General features: G+C 55.1%; 25 protein-coding genes. 17 read left to right on the forward strand and 8 right to left on the reverse strand.

Translation table 11 applies throughout. From position 1 onward, the window contains the following. The first annotated feature begins 41 nt into the window (after positions 1-41). The 4 genes from DEJ54_RS12240 (at position 42) to DEJ54_RS12255 (ending at position 7,372) form a co-directional block, all read left to right on the forward strand. Positions 42-1,094, forward strand: a complete 1,053-nt coding sequence (locus DEJ54_RS12240) for a Fic family protein (protein WP_113154816.1) — start codon at positions 42-44, stop codon at positions 1,092-1,094. 90 nt (positions 1,095-1,184) lie between these two features. Beyond that, positions 1,185-4,685 carry a DEAD/DEAH box helicase gene (locus DEJ54_RS12245; protein ID WP_113154817.1) on the forward strand — a complete coding sequence of 1,167 codons (3,501 nt, stop codon included), beginning with the start codon at positions 1,185-1,187 and terminating at the stop codon, positions 4,683-4,685. Beyond that, complete coding sequence (locus tag DEJ54_RS12250; protein ID WP_113154818.1) at positions 4,678-6,009, forward strand: hypothetical protein; 1,332 nt, start codon at positions 4,678-4,680, stop codon at positions 6,007-6,009. Before DEJ54_RS12245 ends, DEJ54_RS12250 begins: the two co-directional genes overlap by 8 nt. Before the next feature lie 16 nt (positions 6,010-6,025). Further along, positions 6,026-7,372, forward strand: coding sequence for a helix-turn-helix domain-containing protein (locus DEJ54_RS12255; RefSeq protein ID WP_113154819.1), 1,347 nt, complete (start codon positions 6,026-6,028; stop codon positions 7,370-7,372). A 430-nt stretch (positions 7,373-7,802) separates the two neighbouring features. Here DEJ54_RS12255 and DEJ54_RS12260 read toward each other — a convergent pair whose 3' ends face one another. From DEJ54_RS12260 to DEJ54_RS12280, 4 genes are all read right to left on the reverse strand, one after another. Further along, entirely contained in the window at positions 7,803-9,062 is a 1,260-nt protein-coding gene (locus DEJ54_RS12260) for a DUF5677 domain-containing protein (protein ID WP_113154820.1), read from the reverse strand. Positions 9,063-9,175: 113 nt separating this feature from the next. Further along, the gene (locus DEJ54_RS12265; protein WP_113154821.1) at positions 9,176-9,415 is read right to left on the reverse strand and encodes a hypothetical protein; all 240 of its coding nucleotides are present in this window, start codon (positions 9,413-9,415) and stop codon (positions 9,176-9,178) included. A gap of 519 nt (positions 9,416-9,934) precedes the next feature. Beyond that, positions 9,935-10,318, reverse strand: coding sequence for a hypothetical protein (locus tag DEJ54_RS12275; RefSeq protein WP_113154823.1), 384 nt, complete (start codon positions 10,316-10,318; stop codon positions 9,935-9,937). 46 nt (positions 10,319-10,364) lie between these two features. Then, entirely contained in the window at positions 10,365-10,853 is a 489-nt protein-coding gene (locus DEJ54_RS12280) for a hypothetical protein (RefSeq protein ID WP_113154824.1), read from the reverse strand. 334 nt (positions 10,854-11,187) lie between these two features. Here DEJ54_RS12280 and DEJ54_RS12285 point away from each other — a divergent pair, with 334 nt between their 5' ends. Next, positions 11,188-11,778, forward strand: coding sequence for a recombinase family protein (locus DEJ54_RS12285; protein ID WP_204360801.1), 591 nt, complete (start codon positions 11,188-11,190; stop codon positions 11,776-11,778). Here the strand turns inward: DEJ54_RS12285 and DEJ54_RS23200 are convergent. Further along, positions 11,753-12,130 (reverse strand): ankyrin repeat domain-containing protein, encoded by a 378-nt coding sequence (locus tag DEJ54_RS23200; protein WP_162742275.1) that lies wholly within the window; start codon positions 12,128-12,130, stop codon positions 11,753-11,755. The genes DEJ54_RS12285 and DEJ54_RS23200 overlap by 26 nt on opposite strands. Positions 12,131-12,195: 65 nt before the next feature. Beyond that, a complete protein-coding gene (locus DEJ54_RS12295; protein ID WP_113154826.1) occupies positions 12,196-13,197 on the reverse strand; it encodes a hypothetical protein in 1,002 nt (333 codons plus the stop codon). 677 nt (positions 13,198-13,874) lie between these two features. Here DEJ54_RS12295 and DEJ54_RS12300 point away from each other — a divergent pair. From DEJ54_RS12300 to DEJ54_RS12315, 4 genes are all read left to right on the forward strand, one after another. Next, entirely contained in the window at positions 13,875-14,084 is a 210-nt protein-coding gene (locus DEJ54_RS12300) for a hypothetical protein (protein ID WP_113154827.1), read from the forward strand. Beyond that, positions 14,081-14,383 carry a hypothetical protein gene (locus DEJ54_RS12305; RefSeq protein ID WP_113154828.1) on the forward strand — a complete coding sequence of 101 codons (303 nt, stop codon included), beginning with the start codon at positions 14,081-14,083 and terminating at the stop codon, positions 14,381-14,383. The genes DEJ54_RS12300 and DEJ54_RS12305 overlap by 4 nt, the downstream gene beginning before the upstream one ends. A gap of 286 nt (positions 14,384-14,669) precedes the next feature. Continuing rightward, positions 14,670-15,839 carry a type IV secretory system conjugative DNA transfer family protein gene (locus DEJ54_RS12310; protein ID WP_162742276.1) on the forward strand — a complete coding sequence of 390 codons (1,170 nt, stop codon included), beginning with the start codon at positions 14,670-14,672 and terminating at the stop codon, positions 15,837-15,839. Beyond that, on the forward strand, positions 15,836-16,096 hold the full coding sequence (locus DEJ54_RS12315) for a hypothetical protein (protein ID WP_113154830.1): 261 nt from the start codon (positions 15,836-15,838) through the stop codon (positions 16,094-16,096). Before DEJ54_RS12310 ends, DEJ54_RS12315 begins: the two co-directional genes overlap by 4 nt. Here DEJ54_RS12315 and DEJ54_RS12320 read toward each other — a convergent pair. Next, the gene (locus DEJ54_RS12320; protein ID WP_162742277.1) at positions 16,093-16,305 is read right to left on the reverse strand and encodes a hypothetical protein; all 213 of its coding nucleotides are present in this window, start codon (positions 16,303-16,305) and stop codon (positions 16,093-16,095) included. The two genes, DEJ54_RS12315 and DEJ54_RS12320, sit on opposite strands and share 4 nt — an antisense overlap. An 89-nt stretch (positions 16,306-16,394) precedes the next feature. Here DEJ54_RS12320 and DEJ54_RS12325 point away from each other — a divergent pair, with 89 nt between their 5' ends. The 8 genes from DEJ54_RS12325 to DEJ54_RS23205 all read left to right on the forward strand — a co-directional run bounded on the left by DEJ54_RS12325 (position 16,395) and on the right by DEJ54_RS23205 (position 21,524). Beyond that, a complete protein-coding gene (locus DEJ54_RS12325) occupies positions 16,395-16,907 on the forward strand; it encodes a hypothetical protein (RefSeq protein ID WP_162742278.1) in 513 nt (170 codons plus the stop codon). A gap of 128 nt (positions 16,908-17,035) precedes the next feature. Beyond that, entirely contained in the window at positions 17,036-17,278 is a 243-nt protein-coding gene (locus DEJ54_RS12330) for a hypothetical protein (RefSeq protein WP_113154833.1), read from the forward strand. A 17-nt stretch (positions 17,279-17,295) separates the two neighbouring features. Further along, positions 17,296-17,556 carry a hypothetical protein gene (locus DEJ54_RS12335; protein WP_162742279.1) on the forward strand — a complete coding sequence of 87 codons (261 nt, stop codon included), beginning with the start codon at positions 17,296-17,298 and terminating at the stop codon, positions 17,554-17,556. Continuing rightward, positions 17,516-18,661, forward strand: a complete 1,146-nt coding sequence (locus DEJ54_RS12340; protein ID WP_113154835.1) for a hypothetical protein — start codon at positions 17,516-17,518, stop codon at positions 18,659-18,661. Before DEJ54_RS12335 ends, DEJ54_RS12340 begins: the two co-directional genes overlap by 41 nt. Before the next feature lie 40 nt (positions 18,662-18,701). After that, the gene (locus DEJ54_RS12345) at positions 18,702-18,947 is read left to right on the forward strand and encodes a hypothetical protein (RefSeq protein WP_113154836.1); all 246 of its coding nucleotides are present in this window, start codon (positions 18,702-18,704) and stop codon (positions 18,945-18,947) included. Then, a complete protein-coding gene (locus tag DEJ54_RS12350) occupies positions 18,937-19,848 on the forward strand; it encodes a hypothetical protein (RefSeq protein ID WP_113154837.1) in 912 nt (303 codons plus the stop codon). Before DEJ54_RS12345 ends, DEJ54_RS12350 begins: the two co-directional genes overlap by 11 nt. 369 nt (positions 19,849-20,217) lie before the next feature. Then, positions 20,218-21,042 (forward strand): TIGR04255 family protein, encoded by an 825-nt coding sequence (locus tag DEJ54_RS12355; RefSeq protein WP_113154838.1) that lies wholly within the window; start codon positions 20,218-20,220, stop codon positions 21,040-21,042. Next, positions 21,039-21,524 carry a hypothetical protein gene (locus DEJ54_RS23205; protein WP_162742280.1) on the forward strand — a complete coding sequence of 162 codons (486 nt, stop codon included), beginning with the start codon at positions 21,039-21,041 and terminating at the stop codon, positions 21,522-21,524. Before DEJ54_RS12355 ends, DEJ54_RS23205 begins: the two co-directional genes overlap by 4 nt. 800 nt (positions 21,525-22,324) lie before the next feature. Here DEJ54_RS23205 and DEJ54_RS12365 read toward each other — a convergent pair. Then, positions 22,325-22,930 carry an SOS response-associated peptidase gene (locus DEJ54_RS12365; protein ID WP_113154840.1) on the reverse strand — a complete coding sequence of 202 codons (606 nt, stop codon included), beginning with the start codon at positions 22,928-22,930 and terminating at the stop codon, positions 22,325-22,327. Positions 22,931-23,307: the final 377 nt, after the last annotated feature.

Below are 23,307 nucleotides of genomic sequence, written 5' to 3' on the forward strand. Positions count from 1 at the left end.
AATTCTTGCCTTTATGGGTATTTTTGGGTACTCTTTTGGGTATGAGCCTGATGATCGATTCCCTGGAAATCACTCCCGAAATCCTCGCCCTCATCGCAGAGATCGATGAGTTCAAGGGGGCCTGGCGAGCGCTTGGAACATTGGCGCCCGAGCGCCTTTCGGCGCTGCGCCGCGTCGCCACGATCGAAAGCATCGGATCGTCCACGCGCATCGAAGGCGCGAAGCTCTCGGACAGGGATGTCGAGCGGCTGCTCACCAACATTGAAATCCGGAAATTCGATACACGCGACGAACAGGAAGTCGCGGGCTATGCGGAAGTCATGGAAACGGTGTTCTCGCATTTCGAGGCGATCGACCTTACCGAGAACCATATCAAACAGCTGCACCGCGACCTGCTGGTCTACAGCGCCAAGGACGAGCACCATCGCGGAAACTACAAAACCAATACCAACCATGTCAGCGCGTTTGACGAGAACGGCAAAGAAATCGGCATTGTGTTCGAGACCGCCTCGCCATTCGATACACCGCGCCTCATGGAGGAACTGGTCGGATGGACCCGTGATGCGCTCAGCAATAAAGCGCTTCATCCGCTGCTTGTTATCGGCGTTTTCACGGTCGTCTTTCTTGAAATTCACCCGTTCCAGGACGGCAACGGACGGCTATCGCGCATCCTGACGACGCTGCTGTTGCTGCGTGCCGGGTATGCCTACGTCCCGTATTCCTCACTCGAAAGCATCGTCGAGAACAGCAAGGAGGGGTACTACCGCGCCTTGCGCCAGTCCCAGCGGACGATCCGCAGCGCCAAGCCAAACTGGCAACCCTGGACGGTTTATTTCCTGCGCGCCTTGCAACAACAAAAGCAGCGGCTCGAAAAGAAAATCGAGCGCGAGCGCATCGTCATGGACAAGCTGCCTGAACTGTCGCTTCAGATCATCGAAGCCATCAAAGATCGAGGTCGCATCACTATTGGCGAAATCGTCACGTTGACCGGCGCCAATCGTAATACAGTGAAGAAACATCTGGCATCATTGGTTGCAGCCAACCACATCACTCAGCACGGAACGGGTAAAGGGACGTGGTATGGCGGAAAATAAAGCAAAACTTAAGCCGAAATATTTTCAAGCAATTTATTATGTTGTTGATGAACACGTTTCTTATATATTAAATAATGAGAGCGTTTTCTCATGAAAAAAAGACATTTTTTCAATAAATCGATTGCAGCGCTGGAAGCGACATTTAAGAGCAGCCAGAACGACGCTGCAACGCTGGACCAGCTGCTTTACGAACTTGGATTTCGTTCGACACAGCGTGCATTGGCGCTGAAGGATCAGGTCGAAGCAGCAAACAAAAACAACAAGGCCGCTCCACAGAGCAAAACACCGTCAACCGCGAAAGTTGCCCGGCAGGAGCAACCGAGCCTTCCAATTGACGTCCCGGCAAGCTCTGCTGCGGCCGCTCCCTCTGCGGTCAAGAAAACTCCCAAGCCGGCGGTAACAAATGATCCGGAAAACATTCTTCGGGCGTGGACGGCGTTAGAAGTTTTGTCGCCGCAGGGTTACCGGCGCGAAACGGACCTTGTTGCCGGTGATAGGTCACGGATTGCACGTTTGGAGGACGGACCACTTCCTTGGGAAGTCGGTGAAAAATCGCGTCCCAAGAAACGGCTTTATTACGAATTGATTCTTGGGGCCATAGCGCTGGCTCCGGCTGTTGAATCCCTCTTGAAGCTTTATGCCGACTATCGCCCAGATAGGCCGAGTATGAAGGGCCATAGCCCTATCGCAAGCATCCTGCTGGATAAGGAAGGCCGTCCCCTGGAAGAAGACAACAGCTTCGCAATCTCCAGCTTTGCCTGGGGCGTACCCATTGCCCTCCAGGGCGATTTGAAGACGCTGGCCGACTGGCCTGTTCAGGAAAGATCCCTGATGGCGGACTTCAGAAAGCTGCTGATTAAACGAGATAGGAATGATGAAGTTGTCCCTTTAAATAGGAAACACATTCAGCAGCTATATGACCATCTGATCGATGCGCTAAATCTCAGCGCACAGGAAAAGAAAGCACCGTACTTCGCGCTGCGCCGATATGAGTTTTTTGCCAGCAAGACTCCACCCGAACCAGGGCTTCTAAATTCCTTCTTTCTAGAAGATCTCGCCAGTGCACGCGTTCTTGCGAAAAACGGAACACTACCTCATGCGCTTCAACATTATCTGGGTATCAAGAAACCTTCACGGCGAACCGATTTGCTGGGGGAAGATGCGGGCCTTCAAGACCTGCTGCAGCCTGCTTTAACACCGTTCGGACGATGGCCGGGTAATGGAAGGTTTCCACTTGCCTTGCTGCAACAGGCGGCAGTGAATGCAACAAGCTCGGCCCGTCTGAAAACCGGAATCCTCGCGGTGAACGGCCCGCCAGGTACAGGCAAGACAACGCTTTTACGCGACGTTGTCGCGGCTCGCATTGTCGAACGCGCCGCAGTGATGAGCGAGTATAAAAAGCCGTCCGAAGCGTTCAAGCCGACCAGTCAGACCGTTCAAAGAAGCGGCGCGAAGATCACACTTTACAAACTTGACGAGCGTCTCAAGGGGTTTGAGATGGTCGTCACGTCATCCAACAACAAGGCCGTCGAAAATGTTAGCGCGGAATTACCGGCGCTCGATGCCATTGCCAATGACGCTGCCAGCCTGCGCTATTTCAAGACAATCTCTGACAATGTTCTCGATCGCGACACGTGGGGCATAGTCGCAGCCGTACTTGGCAATTCCTCCAACCGGTTTCTCTTCTCGCAAGGTTTTTGGCGCGATGAGGAGTATGGGCTTTCCACCTATCTCAATCATGCCAGCGGCGTCCCTCAGGTCGTTTCCGAACCGCAGGGCGCTGGCCGTCCTCCGCTAAAAAGAAACCGCGAAATTGTTGACCGGGAACACCCTCCAGCGAATAGCCGCGAGGCGCTGGCACGATGGGAAAAGGCACGCACCGAATTCTTGGACAAGCTACGTGATTTCAAGAATGTTCAGACCAGATTGCAGAAGTTGCATGTTGATCTCGTGAGGTTGCCTGCAATCGCGATTGAAACGGCAGAGCTTGCATCCAGCCTGCCTGCGCTGAACAGCGCCGCACAGGAATTGGAAAGCAACCTCACGACAGCGCTGCAGGCCCTTCAAGCTGCCGAAAGCCAATTGGCTAAAGCGCGCCAGCTAGGTGCCGATCACTTCGCCGGACGGCCAGGGTTTTTCTCGCGACTGTTCAGGACGGCGCGATACCGGCTCTGGTCTGAGCAAAATCAAAATCTGTCGCGGCAGACATATCAGGCGGAACAGAACTTCCACAGCAACAAAGAAACATCCGAGGAACTGCGGTCTGCACTGACGACAAAGAAACAGCAAATCGCAGAAGCGCGGCAAAAGCTCGAAGCTTTGAACGCGGAAAAGTCGGAACTTGAAAACCGGCTGAAACAAGCCAGCGCTGGTTTGGGCGCACCGATGCCCGATGCTACATTTTTTTCGCGCGGCCATGAGGAAATTCAGAAAGCAAATGTGTGGTTTGACAATGCGGCCAACCGATCGCGCGATGACGTGTTCGAAGCGGCTATTGCACTCCACCGAGCTTTCGTTGATTGCGCAGCCGATCCGCTCAGGCAGAACCTATCTGTCTTCGTGGAAACCTTTGGAACCCGCTCTTTAGGAACGCCTCAGAAAGATGCGCTGATCGCGGACCTGTGGGCCACATTTTTTTTGGTCGTGCCGGTGGTCTCGACAACATTTGCATCCGTCAATCGGATGTTTTCAAGGCTGCCGTCAGAAGCACTCGGTTGGCTGCTGGTGGATGAAGCCGGGCAGGCTGTGCCGCAGGCCGCCGTTGGCGCCATGATAAGGACGAAGCGATCTGTCGTCGTTGGCGATCCGCTACAGATCGAACCTGTAGTGACACTGCCGAACAGCCTGACCGAAGAAATATTCGGGTTCTTCGGTGTCGATCCGCTCAAGTACAACGCACCAGAAGCATCCGTCCAAACGGTCGCCGACGCGGCGAGCATGTACTGCGCGCGTTTTCCCATCGGTAGCGGCCACCGCGACGTTGGCGCGCCTCTTCTTGTGCACAGGCGCTGTGACAGCCCCATGTTCGATATCTCCAACGAGATTGCCTATTCCAATCTCATGGTCCAGGCGAAGCAACCCACATCCGGCAATTCCGTTCTGGGCTCGTCTGTCTGGATAAACGTTGTAGGCAAACCAGGGCCGGACAAGTGGTGTGCGGATGAAGCCCGTGTGTTTATCGATATGCTGCGTAGATTGCGCGCAGGCGGCGAAGCAGCTGACCTCTACGTCGTAACGCCGTTTGTGATCGTTCAGGACAATCTCCGTCAGGAGCTGCTGAGATGCGGCGTTCTTGATGGATGGGTCAGCAATCCGAACGCATGGGTCTGGGAACATGTCGGGACGGTGCACACGGTTCAGGGACGGGAGGCCCGGACCGTTTTCTTCGTCCTCGGCGCTCAGATGTCATCGCAGAACGGGGCGCGGGCCTGGGCCGGAGGACGTCCGAATTTGGCCAATGTCGCAGTCACCCGCGCCAAGGCGTCCTTATATGTGATCGGCAACCGAAATCTCTGGAAGTCAGCTGGAGTGTTTTCGGTACTGGACCGATATCTGCCACACGGTTCTCTTGCGGGGGCAATGTATGAGTGAGTTTTGGGCATGGCTCACTGACAATTTCAATAACCGCGAACTGGCCGGTGCCGTCTGGCTAGCAGCCATCCTGATCATTTTCGCGGTCAGGAAGGATATACGGCGCGGTCTGGCAAATGTTGTAGGTGCTGCGCTAAACCACAAGCTCTTGATACTGTTTTCCAGCTTTGCTGCCAACGTGGCAATCCTGTCTTGGCTTGGTACCTTCCCGAAACTGTGGAGCCTCGGGCTGATTACCCCGACCATCGTTTGGTATTTTTTGGGTGGCCTGCCACTACTGGCACGGGCTTTCGATGCAAAGGAAGGCACACAACATTTTCGGGGCTATGCAAAGGACGCCGTAAGCGGCACAGCGCTTCTGGAATTCATCTTTGTCGCGAAAACCTTCAGCTTGCCAGTCGAACTGATCTTAACGCCTCTTATCACCGTTATCGCCATGATGGTGGTGGTTTCCGAACGAAACCCTGCGCATGCTGCCGTCAACAAGCTTCTGACCTGGGTAATATCCATCATTGCTGTGGTCATTCTCTGGAATTCCATCGCGCAGATATGGGCTGAACCCGGAGATTTCTTCACCACCAATACGTTCAGAAGCTTTATCCTGCCGGTCTATCTGACAATCGGGTCCATTCCCTTTTTCTATGCGATGCACTGCTATTCCCATATTGAGGGCGCGCGTATCCAGATCGATCAGAAAACATTCCAGTCGGACGAACTAAAGAGGTATGCGAAAAAGCGCTTTATCCTGACATTCATGGCCCGGCCGTGGCTACTGAGACGTGCGACGCGGCAATTTCACATTATGCCTGCCAGGGCATCACAGGATGTCGACAAAATCATCCACGACATTCTCGATTATGAACGGGAAGCGCAGAACCCTCCCGGTGTAGATCAAAACGAGGGATGGAGTCCCCATTCGGCCAGGGAATTTCTCGCTGATGAAGGGCTGCGAACAGGCGACTACCACGCGGGCTATGACGGCGAGGAATGGTGGTCAGGGGTCGCATCTAAGGAACTCGATAACAGTCTACTCCCAAGTCATGTCAATTATTCGTTTGCCGGCGTCAAAGGTCTCGTAAAGCGCTTGAAGCTGAAAGGCCATTTTATCGAAGAGTTTACAACCGACGACGCGCTGGCGGAATTCAGCCGGCTTGCGGTCAGGCTGGTTGAGAAAACAGTAGCTAACGACACCGATGAAATTGCTGATCGGCTGCGGAACCGTGAAGAGTTCGCAGCTTCGATAGGAGCAAACCGCATTCAGTTCAAAAACGAACGGTTTCCTAATGAACGGGGGTATGAGCTGATCCTGGAGATCGAGAGATAGTTGCGGATATGAGAAAATGACCATCGACCTTACTGATCTTGTCGACAGTCCTCGCGAGGCGCTTGATATCGAGCTAAAGAGTTGGCTGGACTTAAGCGAGGGGGTGAACAAGGCCAACTTAGCACGCCACATCGCCGCCTTGTGCAATCACGGCGGCGGCTATCTGGTCTTCGGCTTTCAGGATGATTTCTCGGTCGCTCCCGACCGTCCTGCATCGCTGGATGCGTATAACCACGATGTGTTTAATGCCATCATCAAGCGCTACCTGCTCCCCACCTTTGAATGTCATGTGCTGAAAGTCGAAAGCAGCGCTGGGCAGGAATATCCGATCATCCACATTCCCGGTCATGAGGCCACACCTGTTTGCGCAGTTCGTGACGGCCCGCAGGATGGAAACGGCAGGCCTCAAGGACTGCGTTCGGGGACGTATTACATCCGCGCGCCGGGGCCAGAGAGCACCCCGATAACGTCGCCACAGCAATGGTCCGCGCTCATTCGCCGCTGCATACTGAACGACCGGGAAACTCTGCTGCGTGAGATGTCGCATGTCCTCCAGGACAAACAGACAGGCGTTCCTGGCATCGAAGAACGTCTATCGGCCTGGGACAAGGCGAACGGAGAGCGATTTGATTCACTTCTTAACGCGGCGCAGAATTTTAGCTGGCCCGTGCCGCTTGCCGACAACCACTACCGGCTAAGCTACCTCATTCGCCATGAAGACCAGCATATCCCCATCAATCAACTGCGGGCGCTTCTCGAAGAAGTCAACAATGAGGTGCGCGATACAGTCTGGACCGGCTGGAGTATGTTCTATCCGTTCACCCGGCCCGAGATTGCTGCAACCGTCCACCCGGAAAATCCCGATGGAACCGGGGGTGATCTGCTGGAAACAAACCTGATCGGAAACGGGCAATTTGATACCAGCATGCCGGATTTCTGGCGCGTTGCTCCTGATGGCCGCGCTACCTTGGTTCGCGGGTACCGCGAAGATGCAAGGCTGGAAGACCCTGGACAATGGCTTTCGCCAGAAACCGTATTGAGGGAGACGGCGGAACTGATCCGGCATGCACGGGCTTTTGCGCGCCATTTTCCGACTGCTTCGACAGTCAGCTTTCGGTGCACATGGACGGGGCTGAACGGGAGACAGATCAGGGATATAGACCCGTCGATATACTGGTCGCCGGGCAGGATCGCCACCGCAACAAAGCGGATAACGGGCGGTGAATGGCCGGTCGTCAAACTCAACACGGACTGGCATCAAATCGTTGCCGAACTTGGCTGTCCCATTCTCACGTTGTTCGGCATAGATTTCTGCTCAAAAGAGATGGTCGCTGGGATGGCCCCCCGATTTGTCAAACTGTAGGAACAACAGGCGGATCTTTGGCCCAGCACAGGATGAGCCAGCGGCATCCAATCGGTAGCAGTTGGTACATCCGAATGCGGCTGGGTTCGAAGGGGCAGGCACGCCCCTCGCCATGGGGTGTCGGGGGCCTGGAAGCGCCCTGACTGGTGGTGCAGCGGCCAGACGTCTGCGAGTGGGTTCAGGGCGGCGCGATAGCCCCCTGATCGCATGGGTGCAGGGAGAGCGAAATCTCCCTGCGAGTGGTCAATCGGCGATACGTTTGGATGGCGGGAAGAGGCTCGATGCCGGGTCCCGCCACGGCGTGAGGGATGCAACGGGAGAGCGCCAGCGTCTCCCTTGCCAAGATGGTGTGGTATTACCGCACACATCTTGCGGTCTGCGAAATCAAACCCACTCCGGGTCAAATGAACCGAAATCGGTTGGGCCTGTATTATGCATCTTTTGAGCCCTCTGAAGATCCACGGATTAGGGCATTTTCATCGCGCTTCAGTTGCCTGCTGATTTTGATGAACGATTCGACTGCCTTCTCCTGGAGTTTAAGGAAAACCTTTATCATTATGATATCGTCAAACTTCCAGTTCGGGCCAAACAAAAGCACTGTTATCTGTACGAGAGAGATAGCCGCGTTTTGTCCCGGTTCTTCAAGACCGGCGTTGCTGGGCCCGGCAAGAACCATGTCCCGACTGTCAATCAGCCCAAGTTGATCCATGATCCCTTTCGTACCCGCATGAACGTTTTGGCTCGCAAACTTGTAGTGGGAGCGCATGTGGGAACGTTGAGCCGCCTTCTCCAGGTCAGAAAACCATTTTCCGTTGATTTTGAGATGGTGCGCGGCCCAGCCGTAGGGTTCGCAAAATGGCTTTCCGAACCGTTCCTTGACGGCATCAAATGCTCGTCTCGTGTTCGCGGCCTCGCGTTTTGAAGGTGGGCGGTAGCCAAGATCGGCGTAATTTTTCTCGTACGCATCAAGGGCGCGCTTTGCCTCGACAACCTCGTGTAGGAGATATCGTTCGGCCAGTTCGTCGTCATATTCAGAAATCAACGTCGCAACAGTGGTGATCTCGTAGAGCGTCCGCCACCGCGCCATTGCTCCATCGGCGAAACCCGCCTTCAGCAGAACAAGGATTTCTTCAGCCACACGGCAGGCACGTGCGTGCAACCGCGAAAGCGCTGCTCGCTTGTGCCTGTTTCGTTTGGCGCGAGACTTTTGGAATTTGCGGTGATATTCCTCACCCTTTTCCCGTGCGGCAGTAAGTAGCATTCGATAGTAATCAAAAGCCTGTCCCCATCGGAATTCGAGATTAATCTCGAATGGTGCCCTTTCCCCGTCTTGCCACGTTTTTTGCGCTGGCCAATTCTTCTTCAGTGTCTTGAAGATTTCATGCGCGGTTTCGCTTGCGGCGTTAGTAACCACCTCGGGCAACTGATTGCTGCAAAAGTCCTCAATCGATTCCGTCAGTTCTGCAATATCTTCGTCGCTGAATGCGATTGTGACATCAAGGTCCGGTACTTCATCATCCAGCGTGAAATGCTCTTCTCCGGCCATGATAGCATCCGCAACGCGGTCAACTCGTGCTGGCTTAGGTTCAATATTCGCCTCTTTCAATTTGTACTCGATTTTGGTCTTTAGAAACTGACGCGGCAGATCTTTTAGCATTTCGTCCAATGCTGTTTGTAGTTCTCCTTTCATCTCCTGCTCCTACCTCGAATCGATATTTAAAAATCCAATAGTAGCAAATGGACACGTCTGCATGGGCGCGCCCGCCCGATTGGGCGAGCGCAGGTTCGATGAACGATGGCGGCTCATGCGAACCCCCGATCTTCCTGTTCGACGGGAACAAGAAACAGGACGCCGTTCCGATTGACGAGATCCGTCGGGATGATGTCGAGGCTGACGATCGCACCCTTCTTGTCGCCTTTGCGTGCCCAGGCTGCGCCGATTTCCCGTGGGCGAGAGAGGATGTCCTGTCCCTTGTCATCCGTCCCGGTGATGCGGGAGAAGGTAACGCGGTAAAGTGGTCGTTCGTTTTTAGTCGTAGTCATGGTTTTTTCCTTTCGTTGTCCGACTGGACCATCCAGCCGATGCGCGGAAAAAACCGGACCGGAAAGCGTGCGTGACAATGGCCAACACGGGAGCGAAGCGAATGGATCGGGCAGCGCCATTGCACGGCGGAGCGTACACGCGCCGTGTTCGGTAAACGCGTCGTCAAGGCTGGCTGGATTGGTCAGTCGGCAGGAAAAATTCTGCCGCGAGAAACGGACTTCTCTTACTCGTTCGCACCATACCAGAGAGATTGCGGACGCGGGCGGCAGGGCGTCGGCGTCTTTGGAGGCTCGACGGCGCTCCACACGACAAAGGGACCCTCGGGGTCATTCCCTGTGCCGCCGCATTCCTCGCACGGCTTCATCGGCATCGTGCCATGAACGTCGTACTCCCCCGCTCCGTCACATACGAAGCAGGGGGTGATGCGCTTCTCATGAAGCCGTCCGTCAATGATCTTTCGCTCTGCCATGGCGTTTCAACGATGCCTGAAATGATGGCAGCAGCCAACGTTCAGCGGATCAACCACCATTGAGCGAAGGGATGGGCTGGAAGTAGCTCTTCAATGCTTTCTGGCTTTGCTCGCGCTCTTTCCCCTCCGACCACGGCAGAGCGACGAGATCACAGGCACCGCCCCTATTGGTCAAAACGGCGTCGCTCGCCGACGGGACAAACAGGACCCCAAATCCCTTTACGACATCAGGCTTGGCAGCGTAGGGCGGGCTCCATCCTTCGGTTGCGCACAGTTTATAGCCGCGCACATCCTCGCCGTTTTCGATGGCGTTCAAAATGCTCTCATGTGGCGTGAAATACCGAAACTCCGGTTCCTGTGCCCCGGCGTAAACCGGGATAAGAGAGACTGAGGCCACGAATGCGACCACGAGTGCTCGTTTCAGCGAGGACATGCTGCTTTCTCCTATGAGATTTTAGGGTGATGTGAAACCGGTGGCGCTACCTGACGAACAACAGATAGATCAGGCCGAAGAAGGCGGCAGCGAAGGTGGCAGCCATCGCAGCCTGCAGAAGCCAGTCGATGGCGTAGATGAGTCCTGCCAGCGCAACGTGACCGGCGAAAAAGCCGCCAATGGCCGCCGCCGGAAAGGCGAGCCACGCCAGCCAGCCCGCATTGAACGCGAGAATGTCAGTGGCGATCGCGGGGAAACCGATATGGACCGCCGCCATCGCGATAATCGCTCCAAGGCAGGAGAACAGGAGGATGACGCCTCCCGGCATGTTCTCGATCAGCTTTTCGGTCGTGCGAAACGGCCTGTAGCCCGAGCCAAGCGGATGGGGCTCCTCAGCCGCAGTCGCCGGTCTTTTTCGTTCTCCCTTCAGGCGCCGTTGCCTTTCGTACTCGGCGCGGCCCAGCTGCCCCAGGCCTGACGTGGCATAGGGATCGCCGTTCAGTCCCCGTAGTAAATCCAGGTGATCGTTAGACATATCCGGTGACCTCCCATTTTCTGATACGTCGAGAGCAACCGGCTTGGGAGATGCGAGAGTCTATTGTTTCTGCGTCAATCAATTCATTGGACTACAAGATAACAATAGGGGTCCCTTTTGATATATTGCCATAAGCCAAGTTTTCGTGTTGATTTTAACTCGTTTCCCTGATTCGATAGGCGAAACGACCGGTCAGGGCGGCTTTCCGCCGGATGCTCAAAAGGGACCCCTTTTGATAGCGACCAGCCGGAGCGTTTGCCATGCACCAACTATCTGAAATTACGACGTTTTATTTCCTGTTGCGGCCCGCACCCGGCCCACGCACAATCTTCCCATGAGGATTGGCTATGTGCGGGTGTCCGATGATGATCAAACCGAAGCGCTGCAAATGGATGCTTTGCAGGCCAGTGGCTGCGACCTGATTTATGGCGACCACGGCATTTCCGGCGCGTGTGTCTACCGCAAGGGTCTGGACCAGGTTCTGGACGGCTTACGGTCTGGCGATACACTGGTCGTCTGGAAACTCGATCGTCTTGGTCGGTCCACCGTGCACCTGCTTCAGCTGCTGGACGATCTGAGAGAGCGGCAGGTGGATTTCATATCCGTGACGCAGGGCATCGACACCACGACCTCTGTCGGACGGATGGTCTATGGCCAGCTTGCCGTCTTTGCGGAATTCGAGCGCGAGCAAATCCGCGAGCGGACAAAGGCGGGTATGGCTGCCGCCAGGCGGCGCGGCAAACATATCGGAAGGCCGCGTAAGCTGACAGCTGTTCAGATTGGCCTCGCGGCCAAGCGGCTGGAAAACCAGACCGATACGATTATAGGTATGGCGAGAGATTTCGGAGTAGCGCCTGTTACGCTCAGTAGGGCATTAAACGCGCGGCGAAATGCGGAGGTCAGTCGGGTACAGGACCTAACCTAGGTTCCTTCCATTTCATGTTTGGGTGCCTGGAAGACATTATGCTTCCGACGATGTTCGGGAAATGGCGACCATGTTCCATCGCCGTCTTGCCAAATCCGTCCCGAATCTCAGTGTCGATGCCCGGCTTGGAAAGCAGGTGATCGACCATTGCAGACAGACCGCCTCCCGCAGCCGCCATCAGTGCGGTAATACCAGTTCGCGGACGCTGGCTGTTAATCGCGCGCGGATTGTCGGCCAATATCTCATCGACCCCTTCGAAATCATTTTCGAGAGCGCGCGCAATAATATCGTAATCCGGTTTTACAGGTCGCAAATCTATATAAAATTTATGATTTATTTTTTGACTAGACATTTCTAGCCCTCACAAAATATATTATCACAATATCGATATATATAGGAAATAAATTCCCTATTTATTTATAAATTATCTTCGATATTAAATCTTAAAAGAGGGACATCGTGAATTATATACTTCGGAACGAATATACTTTTGAAATGAAGCTCTCTTGTATTTTTGCTGTCTAAATCGGTTGATTTTGTTCGATCTACAGGAAAGACATTCTCCCGGATAGATCTCTGGCTGTACGGTCCGAAGCCCTCCTCCCCGTAGCTCGCTGAAAGCTGAATAGAACTTGTGTAGCTTGTGTACTCGACGACATCCCGCATCATACAAGTGAGGTTTGGCTCACCTGACTTTATAGCATTCGGAAAACAGATGCCGTCATACGTAATAATTCTACTGTTGTTATATTCTGCCCAGTTTACATTTTCAGCCTTACTCTTAGCAGAAGCGATGCATATTTCTTCTGTCGGGAAATATAATTTCTTAATTTTTGCATAAAAGGGGCTTTCAGAGTTCTTTATAATATATGCGGATATATGCGTGTCTTTATAAATCTTATTCCAAGAAACGGATTCCCGTACGTAAACGCCCTCAAGCTGGTCGTGAATGATCAGCGAATTAGAATAGCTGCTGCCATCTCCATCGATGTTAGCCTGTCCATAAAACATTGTGGCAACTTTGCCTAATGACTCCAGCAAACCATCGTCTGCGAATGCGCGCGCTACAACGGGATATTTTGTTTTAAAAAAGACATCAATGACCGCGAACTTGAAATGATGGATATTCCGCGACGGCCCAAGGGGTCGCTGATGCTCTTTTCCGAGAAAGCCATACAAATCATCACGCGTTAACTCGTCCAGGTTGATGGGGGCGCCATTGGGATGGACGAATTTTACACCTCCACTTTTCCAATCCCTGAAGCTCCGCATCATATGTGAATAATAAGCTCGATATCCCACTTTCAGCAGCGAAATATCGTCAACCAGAGCTTGCCAAAGCCTGAAGCGGTATTCTGGCGAGTAGTTGGACTCGGCCGTAATGGTCCTAAACGGATTTTGCGAATTCATGAGGTTCATCCTCCGAATTCTCCGGCGAAGCGCATACCTGGTCAAGTTAGCAACGTAGCTTTCAGCGCTTTTTCAGCGCGCTTCAGCGCTTCCTCAGCGCGACAGCCCGTCTTGAAATCATAGAGAATGCATCCTGGGTACCCGCCAAAACTGGCGCGCATACATGGAAGCGATCCAGTGGGTAGCCAAGTCAAAGAAAGGAGAAATAACGATGACCACGGCAAATGCAGAGCAAGGCCGCAGGGATGCCGGAAACGGCCTGCGCCCGAACCCCAATGGTAACGCGGCTTACCAGTCCGCTTTCAATAAGGCTAGCAAGTAAGGAAGCAACCCGCCGTCCGGGCTTTGCAGAGCCCGGACGGCATCTGCCCGGCTCTGTCAAGCCGGATGCCACACAGGATCAATTGGAGACTGATCGATGCGTGACCCCTCCATCATTAGCGGCGATCCGTTCTGGACGCCACATCTCGAATGCCCTTTCTGCGGAAGGCCGTGGGATAGGTTCGCGTTTGCAAAGCCACTTAAGCGGTGCCGGTGCGCTCCGCTCGGCCCGGTATACCTGGCCTGAGTGCCGCGGCGATCATTAGCGCCGCCTGAGAATCCAAACCTTTGTCACTTCCTGCAACGTCCCGGCCCTTCGCCGGGGCGAACGGGAAAGGTGCGTCCAAAACCGAGGAACCATTGTCATGAAGAAGCTGATCTCGATTCTGAGCAAAGCTGCCACGCTCGTTTTAGCCGTCTTTATCGGCGTCGTTGCCACCCTTGCACTCCTGACCACCAATGAACCGATCATGGCGGTCTTCGCAGCGATGGCGGATGATATTCCTGCCCGCTTCATTGTGAGCTGCCAGCCGGATTCTTCGGGTGAGGTCTTGTGCCGGAAGGTGTCGCCATGACGCCGTTCCATCGTTCCACCGGTGCCATCGCCATGATCAACCTGAAGTTCGCCTATGGGATTTGCTTTGGGTTCATCGCCTGGCTGATCTGGCCGACCGGCATGAATTATTGGGGCTTCGGCCTGCTGAGCATCATGATCGCGCTTTCGGCGCTTGCCGTAACGGGTGGGGCCATTGTCACGCTTATCAAACTGCTCGCCATCGAAAGCGCCATCCGGAATTTCTCCAGGCGTGGCCGTCAGCCCAAATCCGCAAAGCTTGCCGGTGACGATGACCTCGAACAGGCGGGGATGTTGTGATGCGCCGGTTGTTCGAACGATATCTCCGGCGCACTGCTCACAATCGCAAGCAGCGCAGGAAGATACAAAGTCATATCAGACGGGTTATCGGGCTGAGCCTCAAACTCGGCAAGCCGATATTCGAACCCGACAGCACGACCTCCTGGATCGTTTACGCCGCTTCGGGTGGCGGCAAGACAACCTGTGTTGCGGTGCCCGCAGTCCAGGCCATGCTTGCTGATCATCGCCGGGCCATCGTCATCAATGATGTGAAGTCAGGCGAGATCGCATTCCAGATCGCCGATATGTGCGTCAAATACGGACGCAAGTCCGCGGTCATCGACGACAGTTTCGTCATGGGGAGGATTGCGCCTACCGGATCAGCATCAATCCGCTCGGCAACCTTATCGACGCCTATGAGCGAAGGGCTCCGGACCTTGCCCTGGAAGTCGAAACCGCCTCGCACACCTTTATCAAGGAACCGGAGGGAGGCGAGGACAAGAATTACTACTTCCGGCAGACGCCGCGCGAGATCATCGAACTCGCCATCCTGACCCTTCTTTCGCACAACTCGCGACTATGCACGCCCGGCGGCCTTGCGGCGTTTCTTGGCGACCCGGACGTATGGAATCCTGCCGTCGATATTGAGGCCGAAGAAGGCGACGAACTGACCCGCTCGCGCGCCAAGCAGGTCCGGGAACTGCGCGACAACGACCCCGAGCATTACAGCCAGCACTATTTGGCCGCGCTCTCCGCCCTGCGCATTTTTCAGGTCGGTGGACCGATGCATGAGGCCGGGCGCGATGCCGATATCACGCACGCCGAACTGCTTCGCGAGAGCTACATCGTTTGCCTCGTACAGAACCAGAAAAATGCCGCGCGGCTCGGCACCTATTACGGCCTTCACTTCAATGCGTTTCTGAGCGCCCAGCTCTCAGAGACATGCGGGCGTACGGATATCATTCTCGATGAAGCCGCGAACACGCCCGCCAGGGATCTGATCGAAAAAGTCACGATCTTCCGCGCTTACAAATTGCGCGTCATCTATATCGCCCAGTCGCGCGCCGACATGCAGCGTCAAAACGGCGAGAAGCTGATCGCGACGCTGGAAGACAATTGCAACAAACAGTTTCTGAAGCTGGCGAATTTCGAGGAGGCCGAACGGCTGTCGAAGGCGCTGGGTGAAGTCGACAATGTCAATTTCACGCAGGCCGAAAGCTCCGAGAAGCTCGACCTGACGCGAACCCACCAGACCGGCCGGGAGCGGATGTTCACTCCCGACGAACTGCTCGCGCTCCCGAACGACCAGCAAATTTTGCACATCTCCGGCATTGGCTTCGTCCATTGCCGCAAGGTCCGTCAGAACATGCTGGCTCCGACCTGCTTCGATCTCGCGGACAATCCGCTTGAAGGCGGCAGGCTTGAACCCGATCCCGTCATCACCCTGCCAACCTGCCCAGCGGAGGACCAATCATGATCGCTCTATTCCGCAGCCTGCGCTTCTTCGTGTGGATTGTCGTGCCGGTCGCCGCATTCCTGTTCTACCAGTTCATCGGCCTGCCGCACGTTATTTGGTCCTATTCGTTCCGCGACAATGGAAGCCCGTACGATCTGTCGGTGCCGCGCTATTACACGCGCTGCACGTTTGTCGGCCCTTACGGCGTTATCAACTCCCTCCCCAAGAACGGGAAGTGCGAATGGGTCCGCTTCTTCCGGAAAGAGGATGCGGGCTAATGGTCAGAGACAACTTTCAGCCACGGCGTCACCGGCCTCCATTTCAACCCGTGGCGCTCCCTCAGTTCAACGCGCGCCATGTGCTTCAGCACGGTCAGCACGGTGTCTTCATCGACTTCGCCGGAACGGATTTGCGCATCGCAATGCGCGCGATCCTGCAGGACCAGATTGAAGGGCGCTATCGCGGTCCAGAACTCAAGGTAGCTCATTGGCTCCAGCCAGGATTCGACATCATCGATGTATCTGAAATTTTTCACGCATCGATTTTAGCGGGCGCGGTTCGGCGGCTGCAAATTTCATGCGGAAAACGAGGCCAGCCATGACTTCCCGGCCCCCCAACCTTTCCGATCAGATTCGTCAAACCTTCAGGCTGGCGAACCTGCGCCATGAAGCTGCAAAAAGCCTGCGCGGCGAAGATCAGGTCGCCTACACCAAGGTGGTGACCGCCTATGCGGAGCAGCGAAAGGCGGAAATCCAGGCCTATCAGAGCGAATATCAGACGCGTGTCGAAGCCGAACGCAAAAGGCTGATCGACAAGGCGGGAGAGAAAAACAAGAGCTACCAGCATCGCGGGATGGGAGCCGACAAGTTCGACGGCGACGCCATCACGCGCCAGGCCGAACGCAACGTCCGGCAGGATCACGAACGGACGCTCACCCGCCTCGACCAACAGGAAACCGAAATCGTGGGCGGCATCCTGGAGCGCGCCGCGCATCGCCAAGAACAGCGCGAAACCCCCAAACGCCATTTCCAGAAAGCCGTCGACCGCCGCAGCGGCCAGGAACGCAGAACCACGCGAAGTCGAGAGTGACGGGGGATTAGATATGTAAAGAGCGTGAAAACCCAAAGATTATTTTCGATTTTTACTTGAAATATATAGGAATTAATTCATAGTATGTTCCCTGTTTGTTCTAATTAACTGAAGAAAGGAGACGAAAAATGGAACACTACTACAATAATAATGAGAAGGAACGGGTCGTCAGTGCCCGCGAAAGCTTCTCAGGCCGATTGCTCACCGATGCGCAGTTCGGCGAAGGGTCGCAGCTCCATGAGTGGGGCAAGGAACTGGATGAACAGTTCTATCGTCCGCAGGTCGAAGCGGAGAAATCCCAACGCGAACAGACGTCGCAAGCGCGGCGGCAAAACCGCACGAGAACGCGCCAGCGCGCGCCAAGCCGATAACAGGGCGGGAACGGATGATGACAGACCACAAAGTCAAAGAAGACAAAGCGATCCCTGACGAGCCGCGTTGGCCCGCTCGCCCGACGCTCACGCTCGATGTCGCGCTGTACCAGGAGTATCTGGACGACGCCGAACTGAGCGCGGAGCAGAAACAGGAATTCATCGAGACGCTCTGGAACATCATCGTCGCGTTTGTCGATCTTGGCTTTGGAATCGACTCCGTTCAGACTGTTCTCGATGAAGCTGAACAACCAGCCAAACACAGACACTGCGGTTGATTATGAGGCCGTAGGCGAGTTCGTGAATGATGCTTCCGAATGGCTGAACTACAACACGCGCGAAGAGATCGAGCGTGGTCTGGACAATGCCACGAAGGACATGGCTGATTTCGATCAGCAGTATGGCAATGTTCAGCGGTTGCGACGTGAGGCGGCGGTTACAGCCAACGACATCACGGCTTCCTACCAGGAGGCCATTCTGGTGGCGGTCGGTCCGGGCTCGGCCATTGCGCAGCGAATTGAGGCGCTGGAAGTCACCATTGACGAAGACATTGCGCAAGCCGTCGATCTGCTGACCACCGAAATTAATGAAGTCGATGGGCGCGTCACAGCGAATGCCAACGCGATCACGGCAGTCACAGCCACCGTGGATGATCTTTCGGCGGAGGGCAACTTCCGCATGGAAGTGTCAGCCGGCCCTTCCGGGTACTCATCCCGCATTGGTGCGCAAGCGCGCGTCGGCGGGGCCGGTGCGTGGCGCTCTGCCTCGTGGTTCTTGGATGTCCCCTCGAATGAGCTTGATCCGACGCGGTTTGCGGCGCTGGCTGACCAGTTCGTGTTCACAGATGGATCTGACAACTTCAGGCCAGTCGTCATTCAGAATGGCGCTCTCTACGCAGATCAGCTCTATGTCGATTGGGCGAAGATCACCAACGTTTCCATTGGAACAGCCCAGATTGCCGACGCATCGATCACCAGTGCCAAGATTGCCAACCTGTCAGTTGATACGCTCAAGCTTGCAGGCGATGCGATTAACGTCACAAATAGCGCCTATACGGCGGGTGGTCTGTTTGTTTCCTTTGTGCAGACCGACGTTCAGTCTGTGACACTGACGGTTCCGTCTGATGCGCTGTTCGTTCGCTGCATATTCACAGCTCAGACGGACAATCTGAATTTTGTTCCGGTCTTCAATTTCTACGTTGATGGGAGTTTCCTTCTATCTGACAAAACCGAACGCTCACCGTTTCAGCGTGAATTCGTTTGGATGACGCCCACTCCTGGGACGCACACTTTTCTCGTAAAGATGTACGCACAAGGTGCTGGGGCTAATCAGGGCTGGACCGTGTCACAACGTAGGCTCCATGTAGCCGCACAGCGACGCTGATCGCGCACCTCTGAGACCATCACACACCACCGGATATCCAATGACTGACCAGCCCAAGAAGCAGGTCAGCCCGATGGCTGTTGCCGTCGAGGCGACTGCGCTCAACGACTTTTACCGTAACCGAAACCTGATGCTTGCCGACGCGCTAGAGCGTGAGCGGCAGGAGAAGGACGCCATGCAGGCGGAAATCGACCGGCTGACGAAAATCAACGGCAAGCTGCGGGACGCGGCAGCGCAGGACGGCGCGGCCAAGGCTGAAAAGAAGGGCGCGCAGAATGGCGGGTAACCTCTACGATCAGGGCTATTACGAAAGCGGCACGGCATCCATCACGCAGGGCCAGACCGTTGTGACAGGGCAGGGCACTGCCTGGTCGCAGATCGTGCGGCCGGCGGATGATTTCGGCAAGCACGTCGGCAGACCGATCCCGATTGCGTCGGTGGACAGCGATACGCAAATCACACTGGCCTATCCGTGGCCGGGACCTACGCAGGCCGCTGCGCCGTATCGCGTGACCTTTACGCCCTATCATGTGGCCTACCGGCAGGCGTTGCAGGAAATCGGGCAGCTCCTATCGAGTGGCAACGTGTCGGCTCTGGCGGGACTGGTTGGCGCTGCAGGCGCAGTGCCAATGTTCACGGGGCCAGGTGTGCTGGATCTCGTCGAACTCGGAGCCGGCGCATTCCACGATGTGACGGCGAGCCCGGAAGACGTCACTGTTGATAGACTTCTGAAGGTTGGCGACAATATCAACTTCCATAGGCTGCGCGATTCTGGTGCTTATTACGGGCCGACTGCCGGACGGAATATTGACACGGTCCCGGTGGGGGATGTCGGTCTGTACTCGACAGGGAACCCGGGGGCGTGGCCTTCCGGTTCAACTTTCTTTTGGGTTTCGACCCAGCGCACCTACGTCACCGATGCGAAGTTACAGGTGGCGATTGCCTACCATTCGTCAGGTGCTCAAGAGCCTGCCCAATGGCTTCGCACAGCATCCGGTGAGGCAGATGCACGCCGCCTCGACAATCATGAGCTGCGTCTTGGCAATGTCGAAAAGCAGGCGAGCGATGCGGCCGCAGCAATGCGCGCCGTCGAAGGCACGCTGAACGGGCTGGCCGCAGACATGCGGGTTACCCGCGAGATCCTCCAGCGGCTTGAGGCCGCGCAGCGAGGGCGAGAGCCTCAATAGCAAGTAATGCTGATTTGCCTCCCGTTTCCACCGGAGGCTCCGAAGGGCAAACTTCGGAACAACGGGCGATGGTTGGCGCCATCCCGTTCGGCACACCGCGAGGATCAATGCCGCACCCGTGGCCCTTTCGGGCGAAAGGAACAGGAGGTGTAATCCAGAAAAAATGATCGTCTTGCGGCGTGTCTGGTTTCGATCATCAAGCTTTAGATATCCCAGTTCCGCATTGCCGGATGTCAGCCCAATTTAGGTAGCAACTTAACTATCCTTTGCTGTTATTGGCTATTCATAATCGATTTGCAGAACGAGAAAGGTATGGTAGTCGGAGGAGCGCAAGATCGCAGTCACATACGCCGTATCAAGGGGTAAGACGTGCAGCAATATCCTGGTCGGCCAGAGCAGTTGCCGGACTTTGAGTCGCCACCAATCAACGAAGTTGTCTTGGGTGTCCAGTTTGAACCCATCCCAGGATACCATCTCGCGCATTTGACCGAGATTTGGAACCTTTTTCGCAAGCGCTACTCCAAGGTGGAATATCAACCGCCTTTACCACCGGTTTTTGAAGCGTTTGGCGCGCGCCCGGCGCAACCGGGGGGCGTTTCCTTCCAGTTTGGCCCACCCTTCGATCATCCCAGGTGTTGGTTCATTTCAGAAGACTGGCACGAGCTAATTCAATTTCAGCCGACCCGCTTTCTATTTAATTGGCGTCAGGTCGATGGCAGGGGAGGGGAGTATCCTAGATACGAATCGGTGAGGGGAAGTTTTTCTAAGGAGTTTCAAGAGCTTGACAAGTACTGTCGATCCACATTTGGTAGTGGGTTGCAGGTGAACCAGTGCGAGATCACTTACATCAATCGCATTTATGGAGCGAGTCCCAAGGAATTGCCCAACGCGCACGAATGGCTGAGTTTTTTGCGATTTGATGATAAGAAAATCGAGGGTTACGGCGGCGGATTTACTGAAGTCCTGCGGGACGAGAGTGGAGCGCATGCCCGCCTTTTCACTAGCGTGAATAGCGCAGCTGACAATCGCGGGCACCCAATGATCGTAGTTGATCTGACTGTGCGTGGGCTTCCTAAAGGTGAGGGGCTTGATCAAACTCTTGAATTCATGGATCAAGGGCGCAATATAATAGTCGAATCTTTTACAAAGATTACGACTAGCTATGCGCATAAGCGGTGGGGGAGAGTAAAATGACTGACTTCAGTATGCGGGCAGCATCTCCAGTATCTCGTTCCTCGAACATCGCACAATGGCCGGGTACAAAGTGTCGGACTATTGTAGATCATCCTGCAGACGATTGGCATCGCAAGGTTAGCGAACGCATTCAGGAGCTGATCCGTCTGCCTGTAGGATGGGACGGATACGCAGGGACACCGGTAAAGTTTGAAACGGGAATGTTCACGTGCACTATGCTTCAAGCTCTGTGGCGGTGGGATACGCCTGTCCCACAGATCGTGCCCGGGCCGTCAGGTGATCTCCAAGTTGAATGGCATATGGCGGATAACACAGTGGAGTTACATGTCATATCGCCAAACAGGGTTTCAGCATGGCGCAGCATGAGCGGTGAAGACCCCGATGGCCAAGAGATCATCCTTTCTAATGATTTCGCGCCAATTGAGGAATGGATTGAACGACTGACGGGGCCGAATTTTGCCGTTGAAGCAACCGCCTTATGATGCCGATGGCAAAGTGCAGCCGCACGACCATGATGAAATTGGTTCTACCCACGGCGTAATTCGAAGAGTGTCCGAACAGTTTGTGGTGACCGAGTCTGATGGCATCAGAAGGTTGTCTACAATGGCATTTCAGGCCTCAAGTGGCACAGGTGAGGGGATGTCTGTCGATCTACAGTGCGCTATTGAAGGCGCAGGGGGGGATCCTAGAGTCCATGTTACGAGCCCAGTTTGGATCGGGTCAGTTCGTTTCTCTGCCCAGCAACTAAGGGGGGAAGAGTTGCAAGTAGGTTTTGACCCTGTCCCGGATAATCCATTTCACGGACAGGTCTGGGGTAATTTCACTAAGAGTAAGCGCAAACGTCTGAAAGCGATGTGTGAGTGGTTTGTATCAATTCCTGATGTTGAATTAGGGTAGTAGTTATTACTTCGTCCTTTTGTGTCTTAGACGTTTAGTTCGGTGCATGCCGGATGCGAATTTGCGCGGCAGCTGATTGTTGAGACATCACTCTTAGGGTTTTAGCTTTGCCAGATAATTAATCCTGGCTGTACCGGCGAGTTAGTCGGTGGCCTGAATTACTTGTTCGTTTGCCCTGAACCATCTAGATCGCGGCTAGCATCTGTTCTGCGATCTCGTTGGTGCATTCCCGTCAATGACAGGCACAGCATTTTGAATTCGACCTCGCTTTCACTCCAAACTGCACCTATTGTGCACCGGGCTACGTCCTGAAACTCTACCTCAAGCGCAGCCTGGCAATCCGTGGAGCGGCTTGGGTATTCCTCACTGCGGCGCGGCAGTTCGATCATTCGGGAATGTTCGGCGCATCCACGATCATCAGCTTCTCGTCGGGCAGGGGGCGTTGAAGCTTCTTCGCTTCCTCCCATGGCTCTGAAAGCCAAGCGGTCATTTCGTCTTCCGTGGTGAGGATGACCGGCATCGCCTTCTTATGAATGGGCTCGACCACGCTGTTGGGCTCTGTGGTCAGGAAGCCAAAGACCTCATGGTCGGCTGGTTCCTCGCGCGCCATGCGCTTGCCGTGCCATGGCGTCCAGAGGCCGGCGAAGACGAACAGCGGCCGATCCTCATTTAATGCGAACCATGCGTTCGGTGTGCGCTTGTCGCCTTCCTTCCGGCTGGCAGGGTCAGGTTCGGCAAAGCTTGTGACCGGCACAAGGCAGCGGCTTTCCGGTGAAAGCCATTTGCGCCAGTGGGAGGATGAGGTGTTGCGGATGTTCGTGACGCCGCTGTCGTGCTTTCCCTTGATGAACATGGGTGGCGTCGGCATGCCCCAGCGGGCGCGCACCATCTCCCGCTCCCCATCCTCTCCCACGCGAATGATCGGCGCATAGCGGTTCGGATAGACCTGCAGGGTCGGCTCGTTGAATGCGTATTCCCGCGTCGTCTTGATGAAGTCTCGGCCTTCGAAGAGCCGTCTGCGCCGTGGTTCGTAAGATCGCCGTTCTCATGCATTCGATGTGGAAGAACGGCTCGACCTATGTCTTTGGCAAAGAGGCACAGTCGGCGTGATGGGCAATCAAATCTGATACCAATCTGATAGCCGACCAGTTGTCCCGCGAGGGCGAGGGCGGGAAGACTGCGCTGCAACCTTTGTGCCTGCTTAGAGCTCGCCTGTAGATAGCAGCTCCCGATCTTCGGACCACCATCTTGAGGCGACTATGCGTCGACCTCGTAGACAAGAGCGAACCTCGCGTGGATACACAGGGAGAATGATCAGCCGCCGCAGCTGCGGCCGGATAGGGCACGCTTGACCGTCAGCTATGCGGA

It is taken from the genome of Nitratireductor sp. OM-1 (assembly GCF_003296175.1).
Taxonomy (GTDB): domain Bacteria; phylum Pseudomonadota; class Alphaproteobacteria; order Rhizobiales; family Rhizobiaceae; genus Nitratireductor; species Nitratireductor aquimarinus.

Bases quoted from the DNA above. Each gene is read 5' to 3' on its own strand.
- DEJ54_RS12285 (WP_204360801.1), top strand. From the start codon at position 11,188: ATGAGGATTGGCTATGTGCGGGTGTCCGATGATGATCAAACCGAAGCG.
- DEJ54_RS12275 (WP_113154823.1), bottom strand. From the start codon at position 10,318: ATGTCCTCGCTGAAACGAGCACTCGTGGTCGCATTCGTGGCCTCAGTC.
- DEJ54_RS12280 (WP_113154824.1), bottom strand. From the start codon at position 10,853: ATGTCTAACGATCACCTGGATTTACTACGGGGACTGAACGGCGATCCC.
- DEJ54_RS12260 (WP_113154820.1), bottom strand. From the start codon at position 9,062: ATGAAAGGAGAACTACAAACAGCATTGGACGAAATGCTAAAAGATCTG.
- DEJ54_RS12315 (WP_113154830.1), top strand. From the start codon at position 15,836: ATGATCGCTCTATTCCGCAGCCTGCGCTTCTTCGTGTGGATTGTCGTG.
- DEJ54_RS12250 (WP_113154818.1), top strand. From the start codon at position 4,678: ATGAGTGAGTTTTGGGCATGGCTCACTGACAATTTCAATAACCGCGAA.
- DEJ54_RS12330 (WP_113154833.1), top strand. From the start codon at position 17,036: ATGGAACACTACTACAATAATAATGAGAAGGAACGGGTCGTCAGTGCC.
- DEJ54_RS12320 (WP_162742277.1), bottom strand. From the start codon at position 16,305: ATGAGCTACCTTGAGTTCTGGACCGCGATAGCGCCCTTCAATCTGGTC.
- DEJ54_RS12325 (WP_162742278.1), top strand. From the start codon at position 16,395: ATGCGGAAAACGAGGCCAGCCATGACTTCCCGGCCCCCCAACCTTTCC.
- DEJ54_RS12255 (WP_113154819.1), top strand. From the start codon at position 6,026: ATGACCATCGACCTTACTGATCTTGTCGACAGTCCTCGCGAGGCGCTT.
- DEJ54_RS12345 (WP_113154836.1), top strand. From the start codon at position 18,702: ATGACTGACCAGCCCAAGAAGCAGGTCAGCCCGATGGCTGTTGCCGTC.
- DEJ54_RS12350 (WP_113154837.1), top strand. From the start codon at position 18,937: ATGGCGGGTAACCTCTACGATCAGGGCTATTACGAAAGCGGCACGGCA.
- DEJ54_RS12300 (WP_113154827.1), top strand. From the start codon at position 13,875: ATGAAGAAGCTGATCTCGATTCTGAGCAAAGCTGCCACGCTCGTTTTA.
- DEJ54_RS12245 (WP_113154817.1), top strand. From the start codon at position 1,185: ATGAAAAAAAGACATTTTTTCAATAAATCGATTGCAGCGCTGGAAGCG.
- DEJ54_RS23200 (WP_162742275.1), bottom strand. From the start codon at position 12,130: ATGTCTAGTCAAAAAATAAATCATAAATTTTATATAGATTTGCGACCT.
- DEJ54_RS12265 (WP_113154821.1), bottom strand. From the start codon at position 9,415: ATGACTACGACTAAAAACGAACGACCACTTTACCGCGTTACCTTCTCC.
- DEJ54_RS12305 (WP_113154828.1), top strand. From the start codon at position 14,081: ATGACGCCGTTCCATCGTTCCACCGGTGCCATCGCCATGATCAACCTG.
- DEJ54_RS12295 (WP_113154826.1), bottom strand. From the start codon at position 13,197: ATGAACCTCATGAATTCGCAAAATCCGTTTAGGACCATTACGGCCGAG.
- DEJ54_RS12340 (WP_113154835.1), top strand. From the start codon at position 17,516: ATGAAGCTGAACAACCAGCCAAACACAGACACTGCGGTTGATTATGAG.
- DEJ54_RS12335 (WP_162742279.1), top strand. From the start codon at position 17,296: ATGACAGACCACAAAGTCAAAGAAGACAAAGCGATCCCTGACGAGCCG.
- DEJ54_RS12240 (WP_113154816.1), top strand. From the start codon at position 42: ATGAGCCTGATGATCGATTCCCTGGAAATCACTCCCGAAATCCTCGCC.
- DEJ54_RS23205 (WP_162742280.1), top strand. From the start codon at position 21,039: ATGACTGACTTCAGTATGCGGGCAGCATCTCCAGTATCTCGTTCCTCG.